Source organism: Rhodocyclus purpureus, from assembly GCF_016653115.1.
Classification (GTDB): Bacteria; Pseudomonadota; Gammaproteobacteria; order Burkholderiales; family Rhodocyclaceae; genus Rhodocyclus; species Rhodocyclus purpureus.
Genome location: NZ_NHRX01000018.1, coordinates 1 through 21,970, shown reverse-complemented (window position 1 = coordinate 21,970; position 21,970 = coordinate 1). Strand labels below are relative to the sequence as shown.

At 67.2% G+C, this 21,970-nt stretch carries 18 protein-coding genes; 13 read left to right on the top strand and 5 right to left on the bottom strand.

The features are described from left to right. Positions 1-19: 19 nt before the first annotated feature. Complete coding sequence (gene cas3, locus CCR84_RS03615; protein WP_201209739.1) at positions 20-2,620, bottom strand: CRISPR-associated helicase Cas3'; 2,601 nt, start codon at positions 2,618-2,620, stop codon at positions 20-22. Positions 2,621-3,013: 393 nt separating this feature from the next. On the opposite strand from cas3, the gene CCR84_RS03610 reads away from it, so the two are divergent. Both CCR84_RS03610 and recQ read left to right on the top strand, forming a co-directional pair. After that, positions 3,014-3,271, top strand: coding sequence for a hypothetical protein (locus CCR84_RS03610; RefSeq protein ID WP_201209731.1), 258 nt, complete (start codon positions 3,014-3,016; stop codon positions 3,269-3,271). A 46-nt stretch (positions 3,272-3,317) separates the two neighbouring features. Further along, complete coding sequence (gene recQ, locus CCR84_RS03605) at positions 3,318-5,168, top strand: DNA helicase RecQ (protein WP_201209729.1); 1,851 nt, start codon at positions 3,318-3,320, stop codon at positions 5,166-5,168. Between the two features lie 2,285 nt (positions 5,169-7,453). On the opposite strand, the gene clsB is transcribed toward recQ, so the two are convergent. From clsB to CCR84_RS03585, 4 genes are all read right to left on the bottom strand, one after another. Further along, positions 7,454-8,614: a cardiolipin synthase ClsB gene (gene clsB / locus CCR84_RS03600; RefSeq protein ID WP_201209727.1), complete on the bottom strand. Its 1,161-nt coding sequence runs from the start codon at positions 8,612-8,614 to the stop codon at positions 7,454-7,456. A gap of 5 nt (positions 8,615-8,619) precedes the next feature. After that, complete coding sequence (locus tag CCR84_RS03595; protein ID WP_201209725.1) at positions 8,620-9,369, bottom strand: endonuclease/exonuclease/phosphatase family protein; 750 nt, start codon at positions 9,367-9,369, stop codon at positions 8,620-8,622. A 58-nt stretch (positions 9,370-9,427) separates the two neighbouring features. Further along, positions 9,428-10,555, bottom strand: coding sequence for a quinolinate synthase NadA (gene nadA, locus CCR84_RS03590; RefSeq protein WP_201209717.1), 1,128 nt, complete (start codon positions 10,553-10,555; stop codon positions 9,428-9,430). 168 nt (positions 10,556-10,723) lie between these two features. Further along, the gene (locus CCR84_RS03585; protein ID WP_201209715.1) at positions 10,724-11,173 is read right to left on the bottom strand and encodes a rhodanese-like domain-containing protein; all 450 of its coding nucleotides are present in this window, start codon (positions 11,171-11,173) and stop codon (positions 10,724-10,726) included. Positions 11,174-11,481: 308 nt separating this feature from the next. Here CCR84_RS03585 and glnA point away from each other — a divergent pair, with 308 nt between their 5' ends. From glnA to CCR84_RS03530, 11 genes are all read left to right on the top strand, one after another. Continuing rightward, a complete protein-coding gene (gene glnA / locus CCR84_RS03580; RefSeq protein WP_201209713.1) occupies positions 11,482-12,894 on the top strand; it encodes a glutamate--ammonia ligase in 1,413 nt (470 codons plus the stop codon). Between the two features lie 145 nt (positions 12,895-13,039). Continuing rightward, the gene (locus tag CCR84_RS03575) at positions 13,040-13,486 is read left to right on the top strand and encodes a DUF4124 domain-containing protein (RefSeq protein ID WP_201209711.1); all 447 of its coding nucleotides are present in this window, start codon (positions 13,040-13,042) and stop codon (positions 13,484-13,486) included. 45 nt (positions 13,487-13,531) lie between these two features. Continuing rightward, positions 13,532-14,611 carry a nitrogen regulation protein NR(II) gene (glnL, locus tag CCR84_RS03570; RefSeq protein WP_201209709.1) on the top strand — a complete coding sequence of 360 codons (1,080 nt, stop codon included), beginning with the start codon at positions 13,532-13,534 and terminating at the stop codon, positions 14,609-14,611. A 68-nt stretch (positions 14,612-14,679) separates the two neighbouring features. Further along, entirely contained in the window at positions 14,680-16,092 is a 1,413-nt protein-coding gene (ntrC, locus tag CCR84_RS03565; RefSeq protein ID WP_274610773.1) for a nitrogen regulation protein NR(I), read from the top strand. A gap of 71 nt (positions 16,093-16,163) precedes the next feature. After that, positions 16,164-17,012, top strand: a complete 849-nt coding sequence (locus CCR84_RS03560) for a biotin--[acetyl-CoA-carboxylase] ligase (RefSeq protein ID WP_242508516.1) — start codon at positions 16,164-16,166, stop codon at positions 17,010-17,012. Next, positions 17,009-17,749: a type III pantothenate kinase gene (locus tag CCR84_RS03555; protein ID WP_201209705.1), complete on the top strand. Its 741-nt coding sequence runs from the start codon at positions 17,009-17,011 to the stop codon at positions 17,747-17,749. The genes CCR84_RS03560 and CCR84_RS03555 overlap by 4 nt, the downstream gene beginning before the upstream one ends. Before the next feature lie 99 nt (positions 17,750-17,848). Beyond that, the gene (locus CCR84_RS03550) at positions 17,849-19,207 is read left to right on the top strand and encodes a TrpB-like pyridoxal phosphate-dependent enzyme (protein WP_201209703.1); all 1,359 of its coding nucleotides are present in this window, start codon (positions 17,849-17,851) and stop codon (positions 19,205-19,207) included. A gap of 10 nt (positions 19,208-19,217) precedes the next feature. Next, positions 19,218-20,045 carry an SPOR domain-containing protein gene (locus CCR84_RS03545; RefSeq protein WP_201209701.1) on the top strand — a complete coding sequence of 276 codons (828 nt, stop codon included), beginning with the start codon at positions 19,218-19,220 and terminating at the stop codon, positions 20,043-20,045. Then, positions 20,042-20,665 carry a dephospho-CoA kinase gene (gene coaE, locus CCR84_RS03540; protein ID WP_201209699.1) on the top strand — a complete coding sequence of 208 codons (624 nt, stop codon included), beginning with the start codon at positions 20,042-20,044 and terminating at the stop codon, positions 20,663-20,665. The genes CCR84_RS03545 and coaE overlap by 4 nt, the downstream gene beginning before the upstream one ends. Before the next feature lie 54 nt (positions 20,666-20,719). Continuing rightward, entirely contained in the window at positions 20,720-21,475 is a 756-nt protein-coding gene (zapD, locus tag CCR84_RS03535; protein ID WP_201209697.1) for a cell division protein ZapD, read from the top strand. A 50-nt stretch (positions 21,476-21,525) separates the two neighbouring features. After that, a complete protein-coding gene (locus CCR84_RS03530) occupies positions 21,526-21,744 on the top strand; it encodes a DNA gyrase inhibitor YacG (RefSeq protein WP_201209695.1) in 219 nt (72 codons plus the stop codon). Positions 21,745-21,970: the final 226 nt, after the last annotated feature.

Sequence of the window (21,970 nt, the reverse complement as noted above, 5' to 3'; positions counted from 1 at the left end):
GGCGAGCCACTCAATAATGCTAATCAATTTGATTGGTAATACGTTCGAGGCCAAGGCGGCTGTAGCGAAACACGCCTTCACCGAGATGGAACGTGGTGCATCCGTCGTTTTGCGTGATGCAAAAAGGGCTAGCATCAAGGGGTAAGTCCTTCGGCAAGAGGTGATGGCGAATTGGCAATTCCTTGAGTGGAAGGCCGAAGGGACCGTATAGATCATCAGGAAACTTCACCAACCAGTCTTGTGCTCCCAGGCGGGTTGCCAGTTTCTCACCCTCGGGGAATCCCTCCTTGCCGAATACCTGCTCCACATCCAAGGCATGGAGACGCCCGAGCGTCTTTTCAGCTCCGATATCGCCTTCCAACTTCACAGCCAGTTCCTTCCACGCGTCCCCGAGTTCTTCCTGCAATGCGTCGAGCTTGCTTGGATGCATTGCTGCCTCCACCAGATAGCGGTTGTCTTCCGGGATGACGACTTCGGGTTTTTCGAGGAGCAATCTGCGCGTGGCTTCGACAATACACAGGTTGTCATAGACCCCGCCGCCGTTCCGAAAACGTCCCAAGCCGTTGCGTGGCTGCGCCAACAGAGGCGTCAGGTCATCTCCGCTCGGAGTCAGTACGATCGCTCTGGCATTGCCGTACGACTCCGGACGTTTGTTCGCATGGCGATGGAGGCGGCCGATGCGTTGTAGCAGCACGTCCATCGGGCACAGATCGGTGATTAGGAAATCGGCGTCGATGTCCAGACTTTGCTCCAATGTCTGAGTGCCGACGACAATCAAGGGCCCCCCTGCCCTGCCTTTGCCAAGTCGTTTTTCTATGGCAGCATCCAGTTCGGGACGATCCTGACGGCTGAAGCGACTGTGATGCAGGGTTGCGACGCCGTCGATGTTGAACAGCCATGAACAATCCGGCACCAGCGTTTCCAGGGCCGAAAGGGTGGCGACGGCCGCAGGTACCGTATTACGCACGATCAGCACCTTTGCGCCGTGCGCCGCCGCATCGATCGCAAGACGAGCGACGCTTTCGGGATCATCGATGATGTCTTCGGCGCTCCAACGTACAGACTTTGACAGGCCTGTCCTCTCCATCGCGCGAATGCCCCGGCTATCCGCAAGTGACGGATAGGGCACTTGGCAGGCAACGTGGAAAGGCATGGCCTCAGACAAAGATGAGCGACTTTTCGGTGTCAAGGACAGGTAACGATCGCGCGCGACCGACCCGAGAGTGGCCGATAGCAGTAAGGCATGGCCACCACAGTTGAGATGCGCTGTGAGTAAGCGTTCGAGCAAGACGGTCATGTAGGCGTCGGAAGCGTGCACCTCGTCCACCACCAACAGACTGCGGGCCAGCGTGGCATGACGCAGGTGTGCATGGCGAACCTGCAACGCGCCCAGCAGCGCTTGATCGACTGTGCCAACGGCTACGGGTGCTGCCAGGAAGCGTTTGGAGTTCTCGGCAGCCCAGCGTTGATGCGCCTTCTGCTCATCCGGGTTGTCGCTCCACTGCACCTTGAAATCGGGCAAGGCCTTGGCTTCTTCACCATCCGCAGCAGCATAGCCGGGTAGCGCACGCAGGGCGAGGGGCGGGTTGTCGGGCCACAACTGTTTCAAGGTGTCTTGCACCCGTCGATAGATCTGCGTGGCCGCTACCCGCGTCGGCAAGGCGAAGTAGAGGCTATCGACCAATCCTGCCCGGAACAGATGCAGGTAGCGCCAAAGCGCGGCCTCGGTTTTCCCGCTGCCGGTTTCCGACTCCAGAATGAGCAAAGGCCCCAAGTCATCATCGTCCATGGCAGCCTGGATCGGCCTCGGATCGTATCCACCGAACACATCGGCAAATGTGGGCGCCATGGCGATCAGCTTGTCTCGCCAATCTTCAGTATCCAGCCCAAGCGCGGTGATCGCCTTGGCAGCCAGCAGCGGCGCTGTTGCGGCTCTGTTCTCCCCCGGCTTCGAATATTCGAAAAATCGGTCATCCGAGCCCAACCAGTCGGCGAGTTGAACCAGTCCAGCGAAAAGATGACCGAAGGGCTGCGAACTTGGCAACTCACGACCACCCGACTCGAATGCCTTGGGATAGTTGGTGAGGGCAGACTCGGCAATCTCCTTCAATACGGCAGCCGGGTCGTACTTGCCAGTTCGAGACTGCCATATTGCCGAACTGCCCTGCGGAGAAGCCTTCAAGGGTCGTCCATGATGGCTGATGCTGGCGATCAACAATGAGTCGCAGGCGTCACCCCAAGAACAAATTTGCTCGACGAGCGGCTGAATGGCATCGGCGCTTGCCTGCACTTCAAACAGAGCGAACGCCTCGATTCCATGTCCTGCCTTGTTCACCGGCCAGTCGTCCGCTACTTTCCCTTGCCAGCGCTTGGCCTGGAAACCGCTGTTGGCTTTGCCGACATCATGCAGGAAGGCGAGAACGGACAAGCGCGCAATATCTTGCTTGTCGAGCTCCCGTCTCGCGCTTCTTTCCATCGCACGCCGAATGGCGCGACAGCCAGCCAAGCTGGCGAAGCACGCTGCTACATCGGTCATATGGTCGACCAGGGAATGCCACTCCGTGATCCTCCCCCGATCGTCAAACCTGAGCTTCCCAAAAGCCTGTGTCGCCTTAAGCATTCCCGAGCCCTTGCATGCGTAGCATGGAGATTACCACTTCGGGTATGTCATTAGTAAGAGAGGATTGCATATTCATATGCCGGCAAACAGCCGGACATCATGCATCCGCCATCCAGGCCGTTCCCACGGCTTTTCCGCGGTGATTTCCCGCAGTGATTGACCCGCGCCGCCGCTTCCGGTAGATTCGCGCAACGCGTCCCACAAAGGGGAGTAGCTGAATCGCAACATCGTCAATACGGGAAGCCTGCTTCCCCGGTGTTGCGGGCGAACGGCGCGGCAGCATGCCGGCGTTCGCAAGCGAGACCTTTGCCGCCCCGGCAAAGGTCTTTTTTCGTTGACGACCGGCGCCGGCGAAGGGCCGTACCGATTCACGACACTCACCAAGGAGTCGCAATGTCCTTCCTCACCCTCCGCCTGCGCCAGTTCCTGGTCTCGCAACTGCTGCGCCTGGGCATGAAGCTGCTGCCGCTGTTGCTGGCCGCACTGCGCCGCGCCTTCGAGCAGCGTGCCGCGGCGCGCGCGGCGAGCGGTCCGCTGCGCGGCGCAGCTGACAACGGCCCGGCGTCGGGGCGTATTTTCGACGGCGAGTTCCGTCGCGAGTCGGCGTCGTCCTCGCACTCCGCGCACTCGTCGCGCTCCTCGCTGCGCTGAGCGCAGCCGGCGTACAGGCCCAACCCATTCCGTATCGAGCATCCGCATGAGTCACCCGCCCACCGGCACCGGGCGCAGCCCGGCGCAGGAGATCCTGCAGCGCGTCTTCGGCTATCCGGCCTTCCGCGGTCGGCAGGCCGAGATCATCGACCACGTCGTCGGCGGCGGCGACGCGCTGGTGCTGATGCCGACCGGTGGCGGCAAGTCGCTGTGCTACCAGATTCCGGCCCTGCTGCGCCCGGGCGTCGGCGTCGTCGTCTCGCCGCTGATCGCGCTGATGCAGGACCAGGTCGAGGCCTTGTTGCAGGCCGGCGTGCGCGCCGCCTTCCTCAACTCGACGCTCGCCTTCGACGCAGTGCTCGACACCGAGCGCCGGCTGCTGCGCGGCGAGCTCGACATGATCTACGTCGCGCCCGAGCGCCTGCTCACCGAGCGCTTCATCGGCCTCCTCGACACGCTGGCCGAGCGCGGGCAACTCGCGCTGTTCGCGATCGACGAGGCGCACTGCGTCTCGCAGTGGGGACACGACTTCCGTCCCGAGTACATCCAGCTCTCGATGCTGCACGAGCGCTACCCGCAGACGCCGCGGATCGCGCTGACCGCGACCGCCGACGCGCTGACGCGCGAGGAGATCGTCCTGCGGCTCGGGCTCGACAGCGCGCGCATCTTCGTCTCCAGCTTCGACCGGCCGAACATCCGCTACACGGTGGTCGAGCGCGACAACCCACGCCGGCAGCTGCTCGACTTCCTCGCCAGCCGGCGCGGCGAGGCGGGCATCGTCTATTGCCTGTCGCGGAAGAAGGTCGACGAGACCGCCGAATGGCTGAACACGCAGGGAATCACCGCCCTGCCCTACCACGCCGGCCTCGACGCGGCGACGCGCGCGCAGCATCAGCAGCGCTTCCTGCGCGAGGACGGGATCGTGATGACGGCGACGATCGCCTTCGGCATGGGCATCGACAAGCCCGACGTGCGCTTCGTCGCGCACTTCGACCTGCCGAAGAGCCTCGAAGCCTACTACCAGGAAACCGGCCGCGCCGGCCGCGACGGCGAGGCGGCCGAGGCGTGGATGACCTACGGCCTCAACGACGTGGTCATCCACCGCCAGCGCATCGACGAGTCGCCTTCGGACGACGAGCAGAAGCGCGTCGAGCGGCAGAAGCTCGATGCCATGCTCGGCTTCTGCGAGACCGCGCAGTGCCGGCGCGTGACGCTGCTCAACTACTTTGGCGAGGCCTCCGAGCCCTGTGGCAACTGCGACGTCTGCCTCGACCCGCCCGAGCTGTGGGACGCGACCACTGCCGCGCGCAAGGCGATGTCGGCGGTGCTGCGTACCGGCCAGCGCTTCGGCGCCGGCCACCTGATCGACCTCCTGCGCGGCAAGCGCACCGAGAAGATGACGCAGTACGGGCACGACGCGCTGCCGACCTTCGGCGTCGGCGCCGACATCGACGAATCGGGCTGGCGCGCGATCTTCCGCCAGCTGCTCGCGTCCGGACTGCTCGAAGCCGACGCTGCCGCCTACGGCGCGCTGCTGCTGACCGAAGCGGCACGGCCGGTGCTGCGCGGCGAAGCCGAACTGCGCCTGCGCCGGCCGCGACCGAAGACCAAGGGACGCGGCGGCCAGACACGGCGCACGCGCGAACCGGGGCCGGGACTCGACAGCAGCGACCCGCTGGTCGCGGCGCTACGCGCGTGGCGCGCCGAGAAGTCGCGCGAACAGGGCGTTCCCGCCTACATCATCCTGCTCGACCGCACGCTCGCCGAACTCGCCCTGCTGCGCCCGACCGACGCGGAGGAACTGCTCGACGTCCCCGGCATCGGTGTCGCCAAGGCCGAGCGCTACGGCGCCGACCTGCTCACTCTCGTCGCGCGCCACGCCGGGGGGAATGCTTAACCCGCCCTGAGAACTGTCATGGCGAGTTGCGCCGCCCCGGAGCATGAAACGCGCCCATTCACTACCGTCATTGCGGGCTCACGATGACGCGTCGCCATCCCGTCATTGCGAGGCGCTCAGCGCCGTGGCAATCCAGTTCGTTCCTCCGTCCCCTCACCCTTGCCAGCCATCCACGGGCAACCCGATATAGGGCCTACGCACTGGATCGCCACGCCCTACGGGCTCGCGATGACGCGCTATCTGGATTGCCACGCGCTGCGGGCTCGGATGACGCGCCGCTATCCCGTCATTGCGAGGCGCGTAGCGCCGTGGCAATCCAGTTCGTTCCTCTGTCTCGTCGCCCTTGCCAGCCATCCACGGGCAACCCGATATAGGCCCTACGCACTGGATCGCCACGCCCTTCGGGCTCGCGATGACGCGCCGTCTGGATCGCCACGCTTTGCCGGCTCGGATGACTGGCCGCTATCCCGTCATTGCGAGGCGCGTAGCGCCGTGGCAATCCAGTTCGTTTTTCTGTCTCCTCGCCCTTGGCAGCTATCCACGGGCGACCCGATACCAGCCCTGGCACTGGATCGCCACGCCCTTCGGGCTCGCGATGACGCGCCGTCTGGATCGCCACGCTTTGCCGACTCGGATGACGCGCCGCTATCCCGTCATTGCGAGGCGCGTAGCGCCGTAGCAATCCAGTTCGTTCCACTGTCTCGTCGCCCTTGCCAGCCATCCACGGGCAACCCGATATAGGCCCTACGCACTGGATCGCCACGCCCTACGGGCTCGCGATGACGCGTCGTCTGGATTGCCACGCGCTGCGGGCTCGGATGACGCGCCGCTATCCCGTCATTGCGAGGCGCGTAGCGCCGTGGCAGTCCAGTTCGTTCTTCTGTCTCGTCGCCCTTGGCAGCCATCCACGGGCAACCCGATATAGGCCCTACGCACTGGATCGCCACGCCCTTCGGGCTCGCGATGACGCGTCGTCTGGATCGCCACGCTTTGCCGGCTCGGATGACGCGCCGCTATCCCGTCATTGCGAGGCGCGTAGCGCCGTGGCAATCCAGTTCGTTCTTCTGTCTCCTCGCCCTTGGCAGCTATCCACGGGCGACCCGATACCAGCCCTGGCACTGGATCGCCACGCCCTTCGGGCTCGCGATGACGCGCCGTCTGGATCGCCACGCTTTGCCGGCTTGGATGACGCGCCGCTATCACGTCATTGCGAGGCGCGTAGCGCCGTGGCAATCCAGTTCGTTTTTCTGTCTCCTCGTCCTTGGCAGTTATCCACGGGCGACGCGATACCAGCCCTGGCACTGGATCGCCACGCCCTTCGGGCTCGCGATGACGCGTTGTCTGGATCGCCACGCTTTGCCGGCTCGGATGACGCGCCGCTATCACGTCATTGCGAGGCGCGTAGCGCCGTGGCAATCCAGTTCGTTCCGCTGTCTCGTCGCCCTTGCCAGCCATCCACGGGCAACCCGATATAGGCCCTACGCACTGGATCGCCACGCCCTTCGGGCTCGCGATGACGCGCTATCTGGATTGCCACGCGCTGCGGGCTCGGATGACGCGCCGCTATCCCGTCATTGCGAGGCGCGTAGCGCCGTGGCAATCCAGTTCGTTCTTCTGTCTCCTCGCCCTTGGCAGCTATCCACGGGCGACGCGATACCAGCCCTGGCACTGGATCGCCACGCCCTTCGGGCTCGCGACGACGCGCCGTCTGGATCGCCACGCTTTACCGGCTCGGATGACGCGCCGCTATCCCGTCATTGCGAGGCGCGTAGCGCCGTGGCAATCCAGTTCGTTCTTCTGTCTCCTCGCCCTTGGCAGCTATCCACGGGCGACGCGATACCAGCCCTGGCACTGGATCGCCACGCCCTTCGGGCTCGCGACGACGCGCCGTCTGGATCGCCACGCTTTACCGGCTCGGATGACGCGCCGCTATCCCGTCATTGCGAGGCGCGTAGCGCCGTGGCAATCCAGTTCGTTCCGCTATCTCGTCGCCCTTGCCAGCCATCCACGGGCAACCCGATATAGGCCCTACGCACTGGATCGCCACGCCCTACGGGCTCGCGATGACGCGTTGTCTGAATCGCCACGCCCTTCGGGCTCGCGATGACGGGGCACTGATCACGACTGCTTCCTCAGATCAGGTCGGCCGATGTTTCACGAAATTGTTCCACGTTTCACGTTAATCCATCGGGTCGTTTCCACTCCGCGTCGAACTCCATGAACGATTTCGTGCATTTCGTGGCCAACTGCTTTTTTCAGGTTGATCGTCGCGGCGCGCGAACGTCTCAGGAACGGCGGCGGCCCAGTCCGGAAATGCCGACGGCGATGCTCAGCAGCGCATAGGCGGCGCGGCGCAGCCAGCGGCGCGGCCAGGACTGGCTTTGCCAGACTCCCGGTGGCAACTCGCGCGCGCCTTCGGCCATGGCCGCGCGCAGGCTCCGGCGCAGTTCGTCGGTGAAGTTCGCGTCGCGTACGACGAGGTTGGCTTCGCGCGCCGCCAGCAGGCTGTAGGGGTCGATGTTCGACGAGCCGACGGTCGCCCAGTCGGCATCGACGACGGCGACCTTGGCGTGCAGGAAGCTCTTCTCGTAGAGGAAGATGCGCACGCCGGCGGCGAGCAGGTCGTCGTAGAGCGCCTGCGTCGCGTAGTGCACGAGGCGGAACTCGACGCGCCCCTGCAGCAGCAGACTGACGCCGACGCCGCGCGCGGCCGCCTCGCGCAGCGCGCGCAGGAAGCGCGTGCTCGGCAGGAAGTAGGCGCTGGCGATGATGATGTCGGCACTGGCGCCGGCGATGGCGGCCAGATAGGCCTTCTCGATCGCCCGCCGGTGGCGGAGGTTGTCGCGCACCACCAGCGCTGCCGTCTGCGTGCCGCAGGCGGCAGGCGCTGCCATCGGTGTCCACGACCGGTAGCGCCGGCGCCAGCTCACCCAGGCGACGATCTCCCAGACGCGGCGCAGCGCGCGCTCGAAGGCGAGCAGCACCGGCCCTTCGACGCGAACCGCGTAGTCGAAGCGCGGTGGCGTCTGCTCGGGCGTGTTCAGGTCGTCGATGACGTTGATCCCGCCGACGAAGCCGACCCTGCCGTCGATCAGGGCCAACTTGCGATGCATGCGGCGCAGGCGGTGACGGCGTGGCGGGAAGAGGGCGATGTCCGGGCGGTAGACGAGGGCCTGGACGCCGGCGGCGAGCAGGTCGGGGGCGAAGCTCGCGGCAAAGTTGGCGGCGCCGAAACCATCGACCAGCACGCGGACGCGCACGCCGCGCCCGGCTGCGCGCGCCAGTGCTGCGGCCACCGCGCGTCCGGTCGTGTCCTCGGCGAAGAGGTAGGTTTCGAGATGCACCTCGTGCCTGGCCGCGTCGATCGCCGCGAGCAGGGCCGGGAAGTACTCGCCACCGCTCTGCAGCAGCGTCAGACGGTTGCCGGCGACGAATTCGGGCGCCATGGCCGTCAGTCGCGCCGCAGACGGGCGGCCAGGGCGGCGTGATCGGAAAGGTGACCGCCGGGTTCGGCGAACTGGACGTCGGCGACTTCGACGGCAAAACCGCGCACGTAGATGCGGTCGAGGCGGAAGATCGGCAGTCGCGCCGGGAAACTCCGCGCCGGCAGCCCGTCGTCGCGGCTGAACACTTCGGTCAGCCCCAGCCTCGGCGCGAGCAGCGAATGCGCGCGGTTGTTCCAGTCGTTGAAGTCGCCGGCGATGATCAGCGGTGCGTCGGCAGCGATCTCGCCTTCGAGGTACTCGACCAGCGCCGCCATCTGTCGCCGGCGCGAGCGCGCGAACAGCGACAGGTGCACGCAGACGCAGTGCAGCGTCTCGCCGTCCGGCAGGCGCAAGGTGCAGTGCAGGAGGCCGCGGCGCTCGAAGCGCAGGTGGGTCACATCCTGGTTGTGCGCGTGCTCGATCGGAAAACGCGACAGGATCGCGTTGCCGTGGTGGCCGCGCTGATGGACCACGTTGCGACCGTAGGCGGCGTCTGCCCACATGTCCGCGGCGATGAACTCGTGCTGCGCCACCGCCGGCCAGTGCGCATGGCGCTCGGCGTGCCCGGAATGCGCACCCTGGACTTCCTGCAGGAAGACGATGTCGGGAGCGAGCCGGCGCAGGCGCTCGCGCAGTTCATGGACGGTCAGGCGCGCATTGAACGGCGAGAAACCCTTGTGGATGTTGAAGGTGGCAACGGTGAGCGCGTACGCCATGGTCGGCCTTGCCGGGAGGGGTTGGCGAACTTCATGATATCCGCAAACCCCCGCTGCGTCACGAGACCGCGAGCATGCGGTCGAGCGCGAGGCGAGCGCCGGCACGGTCGCGTTCGGCGACGCGGATGTGGTTCACGACATGCCCGGCGGCGAGGTTCTCCAGCGTCCACGCCAGGTGCTGCGGGTCGATCCGCTGCATGGTCGAGCACATGCACACCAGCGGCGACATGAACTCGACGATCTTGCCCTCGGCCTTCACTTCCTCGGCGAGGCGGCTGACCAGGTTGAGTTCGGTGCCGACCAGCCAGCGCGTCCCCGCGGGTGCTTCCTTGATCGTCTTCACGATGTGTTCGGTCGAGCCGACGTGGTCGGCGCGCAGGCAGACCTCGAAGTTGCACTCCGGGTGCGCGATGACGATGCCGTCGGGGTGCTTCTCGCGCCAGCGGTCGATGTGCTGCGGCTGGAACATCTGGTGCACCGAGCAGTGCCCCTTCCACAGCAGCACCTTGGCGCGGCGGATCTGCTCGGGGGTGAGGCCGCCGAGTTCGAGGTCGGGGTCCCACACCGGCATTTCGTCGAGCGGAATTCCAAGCTGGTGCCCGGTCCAGCGACCGAGGTGCTGGTCGGGGAAGAACAGCACCTTCGGACGCTGCGCGAACGCCCACTTGGCGATCGTGCCGGCGTTCGACGAAGTGCACACGATGCCGCCGCGTTCGCCGCAGAAGGCCTTGAGGTCGGCGGCCGAGTTGATGTAGGTGACCGGCGTCACTTCGGACTCGACGTCGATCACGCTCGCCAGCTCGCGCCAGCAGCGCTCGACCTTGGCCAGGTTGGCCATGTCGGCCATCGAACAGCCGGCGGCGAGGTCGGGCAGGATCGCGATCTGCTCGGAGCGCGACATGATGTCGGCGACCTCGGCCATGAAATGCACGCCGCAGAAGACGATGTACTCGGCGTCGGTCTGTGCCGCCAGTCGCGACAGCTTCAGCGAATCACCGGTCAGGTCGGCGTACTGGTAGACGTCGGCACGCTGATAGTGGTGGCAGAGCAGCGCGGCACGCGAGCCCAGGCGCGCACGCGCGGCGCGGATGCGCGCGTGACACTCGGCGTCGCTGAGACGGTTGAACTCGTCGAAGTCGAGAGGGGCGGATTGAGCGGCCAGAGGGGTGGCGGAAGCAGTCGGCATGATCTTGAATTCGTTGGCCGCGGCGGCGAGCAATCACCGCGCGCGGAAAGGGGGAAGGACGGCGGAGGAAAGACGCAGTCAGGGCGCGTGCAGTTCAGGCGGAAGCGAACCGTGTTACTTGGGGACGGAAGCGGCGAATGCAAGTCCGTGGCAGCCGCCGCCGAGACTTCAGCTCAGCCAGGGCAGGCCGGCGACTCGCCAGCCGCTGACCTTGCCGCGCTGGCCACGGGCATCGACCTCGCCCTCGAAGCCTTCGAGCACGTTGTAACAGTTGCCGAACCCCGCCTCGGTGGCGAGCAGCGCCGCGCGGTTCGAGCGCACGCCGCTACGGCAGATGAAGAGGATCAGATCGCCGGCGTCGGCCTGGTGACGCAACTGCTGCAGGAAGTGCGGGTTGATCTCGCCGTCGGGGTAGCCTTGCCACTCGATCTCGATGGCGCCGGGGATGCGACCGACCCAGTCGCGCTCGGCGCGCGTGCGCACATCGACGAGGCGGGCGCCGGGCGCCTGCTGCCAGACGCTGAAGGCCTCGCGCGGCGTCAGCGCTCCGGCGTAGGGGAGGCCGAGATCCCGGCCGCGGGTTTCGGCCAGTCTCAGGATGTCGTTGAGGGTGCCCATGTGCACGAGTCTCTTGTTGCGAAACAGGAAAGTATAAACTAGCTTGCACCTTACGGCGGTCGCATCGCCGCCCGCTTGTCGCGCTGCTGTGGGGCGCGCGAGCACCGCGATGGTGCGGTATGTGCGCCTTCGCACCAAGGCGGTGCGTCCGCTCGCCGTCGCCGTCGCCCGGACGCTTTGTGGCACAATGAACAGCTGACTGAAAGTAGGTTGGCACGCTTTCTGCTGACGACTCCAGCGTTGCGCTTTTGAATTTCGCCTCTGTCCATTCGCCGGGTCGTCCGGCACCTGCTCAGGAGACTTTGTACATGGCAAGCCCCCAAGACGTTCTGAAGATGATGCAGGAAAACGACGTCAAGTTCGTCGATTTCCGTTTTACCGATACCCGCGGCAAGGAACAGCACGTCAGCGTCCCTGCGCACACCGTCGATGAAGACAAGTTCGAAGAAGGCCACGCCTTCGACGGCTCGTCGATCGCCGGCTGGAAGGGTATCCAGGCGTCCGACATGCTCCTGATGCCGGACCCCAACACCGCCTACATCGACCCGTTCTTCGACGAGACGACCCTGGTCCTTTCCTGCGATGTCGTCGACCCGGCCGACGGCCGCGGCTACGACCGCGACCCGCGCTCGATCGCCAAGCGCGCCGAAGCCTACCTGAAGTCTTCCGGAATCGGCGACACCGCCTTCTTCGGTCCCGAACCCGAGTTCTTCATCTTCGACTCGGTCGAATGGAAGACCGACATGTCGGGCACCTTCGTCAAGATATTCTCCGAAGAAGCGGCATGGACCTCCGGCGAGAAGGTCGAAGGCGGCAACATCGGCCACCGTCCGCCGGTCAAGGGCGGCTACTTCCCGGTGCCGCCGGTCGACTCGTTCAACGACATCCGCGCCGCGATGTGTCTGGCGATGGAGCAGTGCGGCGTCGAAGTCGAAGTGCACCACCACGAAGTCGCGACCGCCGGCCAGAACGAAATCGGCACCAAGTTCGACACGCTGGTCCGCCGCGCCGACAAGACGCAGGTCCTGAAGTACATCGTGCACAACGTCGCGCACCAGTACGGCAAGACCGCGACCTTCATGCCGAAGCCGATCGTCGGCGACAACGGCTCGGGCATGCACGTGCACCAGTCGATCTGGAAGGACGGCAAGAACCTGTTCGCGGGCAACGGCTACGCCGGCCTGTCCGAGACCGCGCTCTACTACATCGGCGGCATCATCAAGCACGCCAAGGCGCTGAACGCGATCACCAACCCGGGCACCAACTCGTACAAGCGTCTCGTCCCGCACTACGAAGCGCCGGTCAAGCTGGCCTACTCGGCGAAGAACCGCTCGGCCTCGATCCGCATTCCCTTCGTCGCTTCCGACAAGGCGCGCCGCATCGAAGCCCGTTTCCCGGACCCGATCGCCAACCCCTACCTGTGCTTCGCCGCGCTCATGATGGCCGGTCTCGACGGTATCCAGAACAAGATTCATCCTGGTGACCCGGCCGACAAGAACCTCTACGACCTGCCGCCGGAAGAGGATGCAAAGATCCCGACCGTCTGCGCCAGCCTCGAAGAAGCTCTTGACGCACTCGACAAGGATCGCGAGTTCCTGACCCGCGGCGGCGTCTTCTCCAACGACTGGATCGATGCCTTCATCGACCTGAAGATGGAAGAAGTCACGCGCATCCGGATGACCACCCATCCGGTCGAGTTCGACATGTACTACAGCTGCTGATCCGGCGGCGAAGCAAAAAAGACGGGCGCAAGCCCGTCTTTTTTGTCCACCGTCCGCGGTCGCCGTCCTGCACGGGTTGCCAGGCGCGAGTTCACGGTGGTCCAATAGGCGCATGCCATCATTCGCCGACGGAGTGACGATGAGAATGACGCGGCTGCTTCACCTCCTGCCGCTCGGTTGTGCGCTGGTAGCAGCGCCGGTGCAGGCCGAACTCTACAAGTGCGTCGGCCGCGACGGTCACCTCACCTACACCAGCATCGCCGCGCGCGGCTGCAAGGTGCTCAAGCTCGAATCCAGCCGCCCGGCGGCCGGGGCGCCCTCGCGTCCGGCAGCGCAGTCGTCGGCAGGCACGACGCCGGCCGACTTTCCGCGCGTCGACCCCGCCACCCAGCGCGCGCGCGACAGCGACCGGCGGCGCATCCTGGAAAGCGAACTCGCCGCCGAACTGAAGCAGCTGGAGCAGGCGCAAGCGGCCGAACAGGCGGCCTTGCGCGCTCCCCAGGGGCAAGCGGGCCAGTCGCTCGCCGAGCGGCGCGCGTTGCACGAGCGCAACGTCGCGGCGATCCGCAGGGAAATCGCCAACCTGCGCTGAACGCCGGCGCAGTCGTCCCTCCAATCCCTGCCCAGCGAGCCAAGCATGCCGGAATCCTCGTTCAATCCATTCGCCGGTCTCGACCTGCTCTCGGTGTCGGTGATCATGCTCGACGCGGAGTTGAGGCTCGTGCACCTCAATCCGGCGGCCGAGAACCTGCTCGCCGGCAGTAGCAAGTCGCTGCTCGGCCGCTCGATCGGCGGCTTCATCGCCGCCTCGCCGACCCTGCGGCAGGCGCTCGCCAGTGTGCTGCGCCTGGGCTGGAGCCACAACGTCCAGAACATCGAACTGCGCCGCGGCGACGGTGAAGTCCTGCAACTCAACTGCACCGTCAGCCCGACTTCGGTCGCCGGCGCGAGCCTGCTGCTCGAACTCTGGCCGATCGAGCAGCAGCTGAAGGCGAGCCGCGAGGAGCAGATCGCCGCGCAGCAGCAGGCCAGCCGCGAGCTGATCCGCAACCTCGCGCACGAGATCAAGAACCCGCTCGGTGGCATCCGCGGCGCCGCGCAGCTGCTCGAACGCGAGCTCGACAAGCCCGAACTGCGCGAATACACCCAGGTCATCATCCAGGAGTCCGACCGGCTGCAGAACCTGATGCAGCGCCTCCTGTCGCCGAACCGCGCGATGATGCGTCCGGCCGAGGTGAACATCCACGAGATCCTCGAACGCGTGCGCAGCCTGCTCGTCGCCGAATTTCCGCAGATCAGCATCCGCCGTGACTACGACACCAGCCTGCCCGAGCTCGTCGGCGACCGCGAGCAGCTGATCCAGGCCATCCTCAACCTGGCGCGCAACTCCGCGCAGGCGATCTGCAGCCAGGGCCCGGAGGCACGCGGCGAGATCGTCCTGCGCACGCGCGTCGCGCGCCAGGTGACGCTGGCCAAGCGCCGCCACCGGCTGGCGCTCGAAGTCCAGGTCGTCGACGACGGGCCGGGAATCCCCGACGACATCCGCGGCCGCATGTTCTTCCCGCTGGTGTCCGGGCGTGACGGCGGCAGCGGACTCGGCCTGGCGCTGGTGCAGAGCTTCATCCAGCAGCACCAGGGGACGATCGACTGCGACAGCCGTCCCGGCTACACCTGTTTCACGCTGCGCCTGCCGCTGGCGGCCAAGGGCGCCCGCTGAGCTTGCCGGGTCGCTGGCAGGATTATTGCTAGGGAATGCCGGCGCCAACAATGACGAATGGGGAATCAATGAAGCCGGTCTGGATCGTCGACGACGACAACTCGATTCGCTGGGTACTGGAAAAGACGCTCTCGCGCGAGCGCATCGCCTTTCGCAGCTTTGCCTCGGCCAACGAGGCGCTGGCTGCCCTCGACGGCGAAAGCGAGCCGCCGCAGGTGCTCGTTTCCGACATCCGCATGCCCGGGCGCTCCGGGCTCGAGCTCCTGCAGCAGGTCAAGGAACGCTTCCCGGCGCTGCCGGTGATCATCATGACCGCGTATTCCGACCTCGACAGCGCGGTCGCCGCCTTCCAGGGCGGTGCCTTCGAATACCTGCCCAAGCCCTTCGACGTCGATCAGGCGCTCGAACTGATCCGGCGCGCGCTCGATGAAGGTTCGCGCCAGCGGCGCAGCGCCGAGGCGGTCGCCCTGACCCCGGAAATCCTCGGCCAGGCGCCGGCGATGCAGGAGCTGTTTCGCGCGATCGGCCGCCTCTCGCAGTCGAACGCGACCGTGCTGATCACCGGCGAGTCGGGCGCCGGCAAGGAACTCGTCGCGCGCGCGCTGCACCGCCACAGCCCGCGCGCCGCCGGTCCCTTCGTCGCCATCAACACCGCGGCCATCCCGAAGGACCTGCTCGAATCCGAACTCTTCGGCCACGAGCGCGGCGCCTTCACCGGCGCTGCTGCCCAGCGCCGCGGACGCTTCGAGCAGGCCGAGGGCGGCACGCTGTTCCTCGACGAGATCGGCGACATGCCGGCCGAGCTGCAGACCCGCCTGCTGCGCGTCCTCTCCGACGGCCACTACTACCGCGTCGGCGGCCACGCGCCCCTGAAGGCGAACGTGCGCATCATCGCCGCGACGCACCAGAACCTCGAGGCGCGCGTGCGCGAGGGACTGTTCCGCGAGGACCTCTTCCATCGCCTCAACGTCATCCGCATCCGCCTGCCGAGCCTGCGCGAACGGCCCGAGGACATCCCGCTGCTCAGTCGGCACTTCCTGCAGAAGAGCGCGCAGGAACTCGGCGTCGACAGCAAGCGCCTGTCCGAAGCGACCCTGCGCCACCTGTGCGGGCTCGACTTCCCCGGCAACGTGCGCCAGCTCGAAAACCTCTGCCACTGGCTGACGGTGATGGCGCCCGGGCAGACCATCGAGGTCGCCGACCTGCCGCCCGAACTGCGCGAGACGCGCCCGCCGGCACTCCCGCTCGACTGGGAGAACGGGCTGGCGAACGAGGTCGACCGCCTGCTGGCGAGCGCGCCCGGAACGGTCTTCGAGAAGCTCTCGCAGCGCTTCGAGCGCGTCCTCATCGCGCGCGCGCTCGCCCATACCAACGGCCGCCGCATCGAGGCCGCGACCGCGCTCGGCATCGGGCGCAACACGATCACGCGCAAGATCCAGGACCTCAGGATCGACGAGGTCGCCGACGGCGAGGCCGGCTGAGGGCCGGCGCTGCTGCCGAAAGCGCGCCGGCGCGGGCTTGCCGAGGGCAGGGATCCGGGGATAATGACGGATTGGGCGCCGATTCCGCGCCTGCCAACCTGACTTTCCCCGCGATGACCGCCTGCCTGATCGACCCCGTCCGCCTCGCCACCCTGCTCGGGCCGGCGCGCGTCCGCTTCGATGTCGATGCGCTCGCCGAATGCGATTCGACCAACAGCGTGCTGCTCGCGCGTGCAGCCGGCGGTGCTGCCTCGGGCAGCGTCGTCGTCGCCGATCGGCAAGCTGCCGGCCGCGGTCGCCGTGGCCGCGCCTGGCAGTCGGCGCCTGGCGACGCGCTCACCTTCTCGCTGCTGTGGCGCTTTGCCGGCGATCCCGGCCGGCTCGCCGGGCTGTCGCTGGCGGTCGGCGTCGCCGTCGCGCGAGCGCTCGCGGCCTGCGGCCTGCGCGGGGCGGCGCTCAAGTGGCCGAACGACCTCGTGCTCGACGGCGGCAAGCTCGGCGGCATACTGATCGAACTGGCCGCCGAGCGCGGCGCCATGGCGGCGGTCATCGGCATCGGCATCAACCTGCTGCCGCCGCCGCCCGGCGTGGGCTATTCCCTGCCGCCCGCGGCGCTGGCGCAGATGGGGACCGTGCCCGAGCGTCACCAGCTCTTGGCCGCCCTGCTCGAGTCGCTGGCGGCGACGCTCGACCTCTTCGCCGTCGCGGGCTTCGCCGCCCTGCGCGACGAATGGGGGCAACTGAATGCCTGGCAGGGGCAGCAGGTGCGCCTCTTCGACAGCGGCGCCGGCGGCGCGCCGACACTGCTCGCCGAGGGCCGCTGCGACGGTGCCGACGCCGACGGCGCCCTGCTGATCACCACCGCCGACGGCCGCTGCCAGCGCTTCCTCGTCGGCGACCTGTCGCTGCGTGCCGCATGATCGTCGCCATCGACGCCGGCAACACCCGCATCAAGTGGGGACTGCGCCACGCCGGCGAGTGGCTGGAGAAGGGCGCGCTGGCGACCAGCGACGCCCCCTGGCTGGTCGAGGCGGCCGAGGACTGGCCGGCCGACGCCACGATCGTCGTCTGCAACGTCGCCGGCGATGCGGTCGCCGCGGCCATTCGCCAGTCGCTCGGCACGCGTGCCGCGAGTGCCCGCTGGCTGCATCCGGGCGCCGCGCAGTGTGGCGTCGAGAACCGCTACCAGCCGCCGCAGCGCCTCGGTGCCGACCGCTGGGCCGCGCTGATCGGCGCCCGCGCGCTGGTCGGCGACGCCTGCCTCGTCGTCTGCGCCGGGACGGCGACGACCATCGACGTGCTCGACGGCGACGGCGTCTTCCAGGGCGGGGTGATCCTGCCGGGGCTCGACCTGATGCGCCGCTCGCTGGCCACGGCCACCGCGCAGCTGCCCTACGCCAACGGCGAGTTCCGCGAACTGCCGCGCTCGACCGACGACGCGATCGTCAGCGGCTGCCTGCATGCGCAAGCCGGCGCCATCGAACGCCTCCACCGGACGCTGCCGGCCGGCGCCCCCTGCCTGCTCACCGGCGGTTCGGCGCCGCTCCTTGCCGAGCGGCTTGCGCTGCCGCTGCGCTGTGTCGACAATCTCGTCCTCGAAGGGCTCGCCGAGTTCGCCGCGGAGGTCGCACCCGCCGATCAGTCCGAGTCCGCATGAACCCGCGCACGCCCGAGCGCATCCCCTTTCCCGCGTCGCAGGCGCGCAGTGCGCCGCTTGCCGCATAAGTCATTGCCTCATTTCGTTCAGGAAGCCCCCATGGAATCTCTGCGCATCAACCTCGAAGCGTCCGACATCCCGACGCACTGGTACAACGTCGTCGCCGACATGCCGAACCCGCCGCCGCCGCCGCTCGGCGCCGATGGCAAGCCGGTCACCCTGGAGCAGATGTCGGCGATCTTTCCGGTGAACATCCTCGAACAGGAGATGTCATCCGAGCGCTGGATCCCGATCCCCGAGCCGGTGCGCGAAATCTACCGCCTCTGGCGTCCGTCGCCGCTGTGCCGCGCGAAAAGGCTCGAAGAGGCGCTCGGCACGCCGGCGCGCATCTACTACAAGTACGAAGGCATCTCGCCGGCCGGTTCGCACAAGCCGAACTCGGCGGTGCCGCAGGCCTATTACAACCGCGAGGCCGGCATCCGCCGCCTGACCACCGAGACCGGCGCCGGGCAGTGGGGCTCGTCGATCGCCTTCGCCGGGCAGATGTTCGGCATCGACGTGCGCATCTACATGGTCAAGGTCAGCTACGACCAGAAGCCTTTCCGCCGCTCGATGATGAAGACCTGGGGCGCCGAAGTGTTCGCCAGCCCCTCGCAACTGACGCAGAGCGGCCGTGACGAACTGGCGCGCAACCCCGACAGCCAGGGCTCGCTCGGGCTGGCGATCTCGGAAGCGGTCGAGGAAGCCGCCGGCCGCGCCGACACCAACTACTCGCTCGGCTCGGTCCTGAACCACGTGATCCTGCACCAGTCGATCATCGGCCTCGAGGCGAAGAAGCAGTTCGAGCGCGCCGGCGACTGGCCCGACATCATCGTCGGCCCCTGCGGTGGTGGTTCCTCGTTCGGCGGCATCGCCTTCCCCTTCATCGCCGACAAGGCCTGCGGCAAGACGCCGGACTTGCGCCTCATCGCCGTCGAGCCGAGCTCGTGCCCGTCGCTGACGCGCGGCGCCTACGCCTACGACTACGGCGACCTGTCGGGCTTCACGCCGCTGATGAAGATGTACACGCTCGGCCACGACTTCATGCCGCCCGGCATCCACGCCGGCGGCCTGCGCTACCACGGCGCTTCGCAGCTCGTGTCGCAGCTTTACCGCGACGGCCTGATCGAGGCGCGGGCGCTGCCGCAGCTCGCCACCTTCGAGGCCGGCGTCATGTTCGCGCGCGCCGAGGGAATCATCCCGGCGCCCGAGTCCAACCACGCCATCCGCGGCGCGATCGACGAGGCGCTGCGCTGCAAGGAGACCGGCGAGGCGAAGACGATCTTCTTCAACCTGACCGGCCACGGCCACTTCGACATGGCTTCCTACGACCGCTACTTCGCCGGCCAGTTGGAAGACTACGAGTACCCGGCCGAGGCGGTCGCCGCCTCGCTCGCGCACCTGCCGAAGGTGGGGTGACCCGCTGCCCATGCGCGCGCTGCTGATCGCTCTCGTCGCCGCCAATCTGCTCCTGTTCGCCTGGGGGCAGGGCTGGTTTGCGCGCAGCGGGAGCGCCGACGCGGTGCGCCTGCAGCAGCAGGTCAATGCCGACAAGCTGAGGATCGTGCCGCCGGCAGCGGCCACGCCTGCGCCGGAGGCGGCCAGCCAGCCGGGGGAGGGGGAGGCATCTGCCTCGCCCCGGCTGCCAGATTCGCCCGCTCAGCCTGTACAGCCGCCGCCACCGCCCGCAGCACCTGCCACGGCGGTTACGGCACACGCACCTGCTTCCCCTGCATCCGCAGCGGCGCCCGCGCGAGTGGCGCCGGCGGAGCGCGCGCCGGCTGTGGCTGAACGGCAGGCTTGCCTGCGCTGGCACGACCTCGGCGCCGCCGACGGCGATCGTCTCGAAGCGCTCGTCGCCGCCCGCTTTCCCGAGTTGCAGCGTTCGCGCAGCGTCGGCGGCAAGAAGCTCTGGTGGGTGCATATTCCGCCGCAGGCGAGCCGCAGCGACGCCGAGCGCCGGGTCGGCGAACTCAGGCGCCAGGGCGTCAATGAATTGTTCATCAACGAGGTCCCCGGACCGAACCGCTTTGCCATCTCGCTCGGCGTTTTTTCCAGCCCGGCGGCGGCGCAGAAGCATCTCGATTCGCTGCGCCGCCAGGGCGTGGCGCAGGCGCGCGTGAGCGAACGCGAAAGCGCCGTGCTGGGCGGCAGCTTCGAGGTCAGGGGCACCCAGAATCGGGTGACAGCACTGCGCGACGCCGTCGCGCGCGCGCTGCCATCCATCAAGCCAACTGTTTGCGGGAGCAGAAAATGAGTCTTGTGGTCGGTTTGACCGGCGGTATCGGTTGCGGCAAGAGCGCCGTCGCCGATTGTTTCGTTGCCCTCGGCGTGCCGCTGGTCGACACCGACGCGATCGCGCACGAGCTGACCGGCCCCGGCGGCGCGGCCATGCCGGCGATCAGGAGCGCGTTCGGCGATGGCGTCGTGCGCGCCGACGGCTCGCTCGACCGCGCCGCGATGCGCAACATCGTCTTCTCCAATTTCGGCGCGCGCGTCCGCCTGGAGTCGATCCTGCACCCGCGCATCCGCACCGAGAGCCGGGCCCGGGTCGAGGCCGTGGCCGACGCGCCCTACGTCATCCTCGCCGTCCCGCTGCTGATCGAAGCCGGGGGCTGGCGCGACCGGGTCGACCGCATCCTGGTCGTCGATTGCGCCGAGGAAACGCAGATCGCGCGGGTCGTCGCGCGCAGCGGCATGAGCCCCGACGAGGTGCGCGCGATCATCGCCGCGCAGGCGACGCGCGGTCAGCGTTTCGCAGCTGCCGACGACATGCTGCACAATGACGGTGACCTTGCCGAGCTGCCGCCGCGCGTCGCGACGCTGCATCGGCGTTATCTCGAGCTCGCCACCGCGAAACTTGCTGCAGAGCATTGAGGTTTTGCAATAAACGGTTCAGAATTCCGCAAATTTTGCGACGGGCGGCGCAGCGTGATCACTTACGAATATCCCTTCAACGAACGCATCCGCACTCTGCTGCGTCTTGAGGATTTGTTCGACAAGGCCGGGCACTTCATCGAGTATGAAGGGGCCTACGAGCATCACGTCGCGATCACCACGCTGTTCGAAATCCTCGAGGTCGCCGGGCGTGCCGACCTCAAGATGGACCTCATCCAGGAACTCGAACGGCAGCGCCAGATCCTGCTCGCCTACCGCAACAACCCGGCCATCTCCGAGGACGCGCTCGCCGGCGCGCTCTACGAGATCGAGCAGGCCTCGGCCGCGCTGCTGGCGATGACCGGCAAGATCGGCCAGCACCTCCGCGACAACGACTGGCTGATGAGCGTGCGCAGCCGTGCCGCGATCCCCGGCGGACTGTGCGAGTTCGACCTGCCTTCGTATCACTACTGGCTGCATCACTCGCCCGAAACGCGGCGCGAGGCGCTGCTCGGCTGGCTGAAGCCGCTGCTGCCGCTGCGCGACGGCCTGCTCATCGTCCTGCGCCTGCTGCGCTCCAGCGGCAGGCCCGAGGGCCACGTCGCCAAGGGCGGCGCATTCCAGCTGATGCTCGGCGGCACCTCGACGCAGATGGTGCGCGTCTCGCTCAAGCTGGCAGGCGTGTGCGTTCCCGAGATCAGCGCCAACAAGTACGCGGTGAACATCCGCTTCGTACACGCCGACAGCGCGCACAAGCCGCATCATTGCAGCGCGGACATCGCGTTCGACATGACGCTGTGCAACCTCTAAGCAACCTCTAGTCCGCCCCGAGTCAGAACTTTTGCGAAAGGTCTGAGCCGATGTCCGAAGAACCCGATTCCGCCGCCCGCACCGTCCGCTGCCCGACCTGCGGCAAGGAAACCCCGTGGACGCCCGCCCACCGCTGGCGCCCGTTCTGCAGCGAACGCTGCCGCCTGATCGACCTCGGCGCCTGGGCGACCGAATCGTACCGCGTTCCGGAAGCGGAAGAAGCCGACCCCGGCGTCGCCACCGACACGCCCCCGCGCCACCCGTCCTGAGCGTCAGTCAATCTCTCGCGAGGTGCCTGCGGGATCCCGTGGGAGCGGCGTAAGCCGCGAACAACCGATGCCTGCCAAGCCGCCTCGCGCAGCCTCCACGATAGGGGTCGAGAAGGGGCAAGCCCCTCCCCGCCCTCCGAACCGTACGTGCAGTTTTCCCGCATACGGCTCTCCAGTCGGTGATTGTCCTCATCGGGATTGTCTCGCAGCAAGCCAAGCTGTGTGC

Coding starts and splice junctions, on each gene's coding strand:
- cas3 (WP_201209739.1), bottom strand. CDS start 2,620: ATGCTTAAGGCGACACAGGCTTTTGGGAAGCTCAGGTTTGACGATCGG.
- CCR84_RS03610 (WP_201209731.1), top strand. CDS start 3,014: ATGTCCTTCCTCACCCTCCGCCTGCGCCAGTTCCTGGTCTCGCAACTG.
- recQ (WP_201209729.1), top strand. CDS start 3,318: ATGAGTCACCCGCCCACCGGCACCGGGCGCAGCCCGGCGCAGGAGATC.
- clsB (WP_201209727.1), bottom strand. CDS start 8,614: ATGGCGCCCGAATTCGTCGCCGGCAACCGTCTGACGCTGCTGCAGAGC.
- CCR84_RS03595 (WP_201209725.1), bottom strand. CDS start 9,369: ATGGCGTACGCGCTCACCGTTGCCACCTTCAACATCCACAAGGGTTTC.
- nadA (WP_201209717.1), bottom strand. CDS start 10,555: ATGCCGACTGCTTCCGCCACCCCTCTGGCCGCTCAATCCGCCCCTCTC.
- CCR84_RS03585 (WP_201209715.1), bottom strand. CDS start 11,173: ATGGGCACCCTCAACGACATCCTGAGACTGGCCGAAACCCGCGGCCGG.
- glnA (WP_201209713.1), top strand. CDS start 11,482: ATGGCAAGCCCCCAAGACGTTCTGAAGATGATGCAGGAAAACGACGTC.
- CCR84_RS03575 (WP_201209711.1), top strand. CDS start 13,040: ATGACGCGGCTGCTTCACCTCCTGCCGCTCGGTTGTGCGCTGGTAGCA.
- glnL (WP_201209709.1), top strand. CDS start 13,532: ATGCCGGAATCCTCGTTCAATCCATTCGCCGGTCTCGACCTGCTCTCG.
- ntrC (WP_274610773.1), top strand. CDS start 14,680: ATGAAGCCGGTCTGGATCGTCGACGACGACAACTCGATTCGCTGGGTA.
- CCR84_RS03555 (WP_201209705.1), top strand. CDS start 17,009: ATGATCGTCGCCATCGACGCCGGCAACACCCGCATCAAGTGGGGACTG.
- CCR84_RS03550 (WP_201209703.1), top strand. CDS start 17,849: ATGGAATCTCTGCGCATCAACCTCGAAGCGTCCGACATCCCGACGCAC.
- CCR84_RS03545 (WP_201209701.1), top strand. CDS start 19,218: ATGCGCGCGCTGCTGATCGCTCTCGTCGCCGCCAATCTGCTCCTGTTC.
- coaE (WP_201209699.1), top strand. CDS start 20,042: ATGAGTCTTGTGGTCGGTTTGACCGGCGGTATCGGTTGCGGCAAGAGC.
- CCR84_RS03530 (WP_201209695.1), top strand. CDS start 21,526: ATGTCCGAAGAACCCGATTCCGCCGCCCGCACCGTCCGCTGCCCGACC.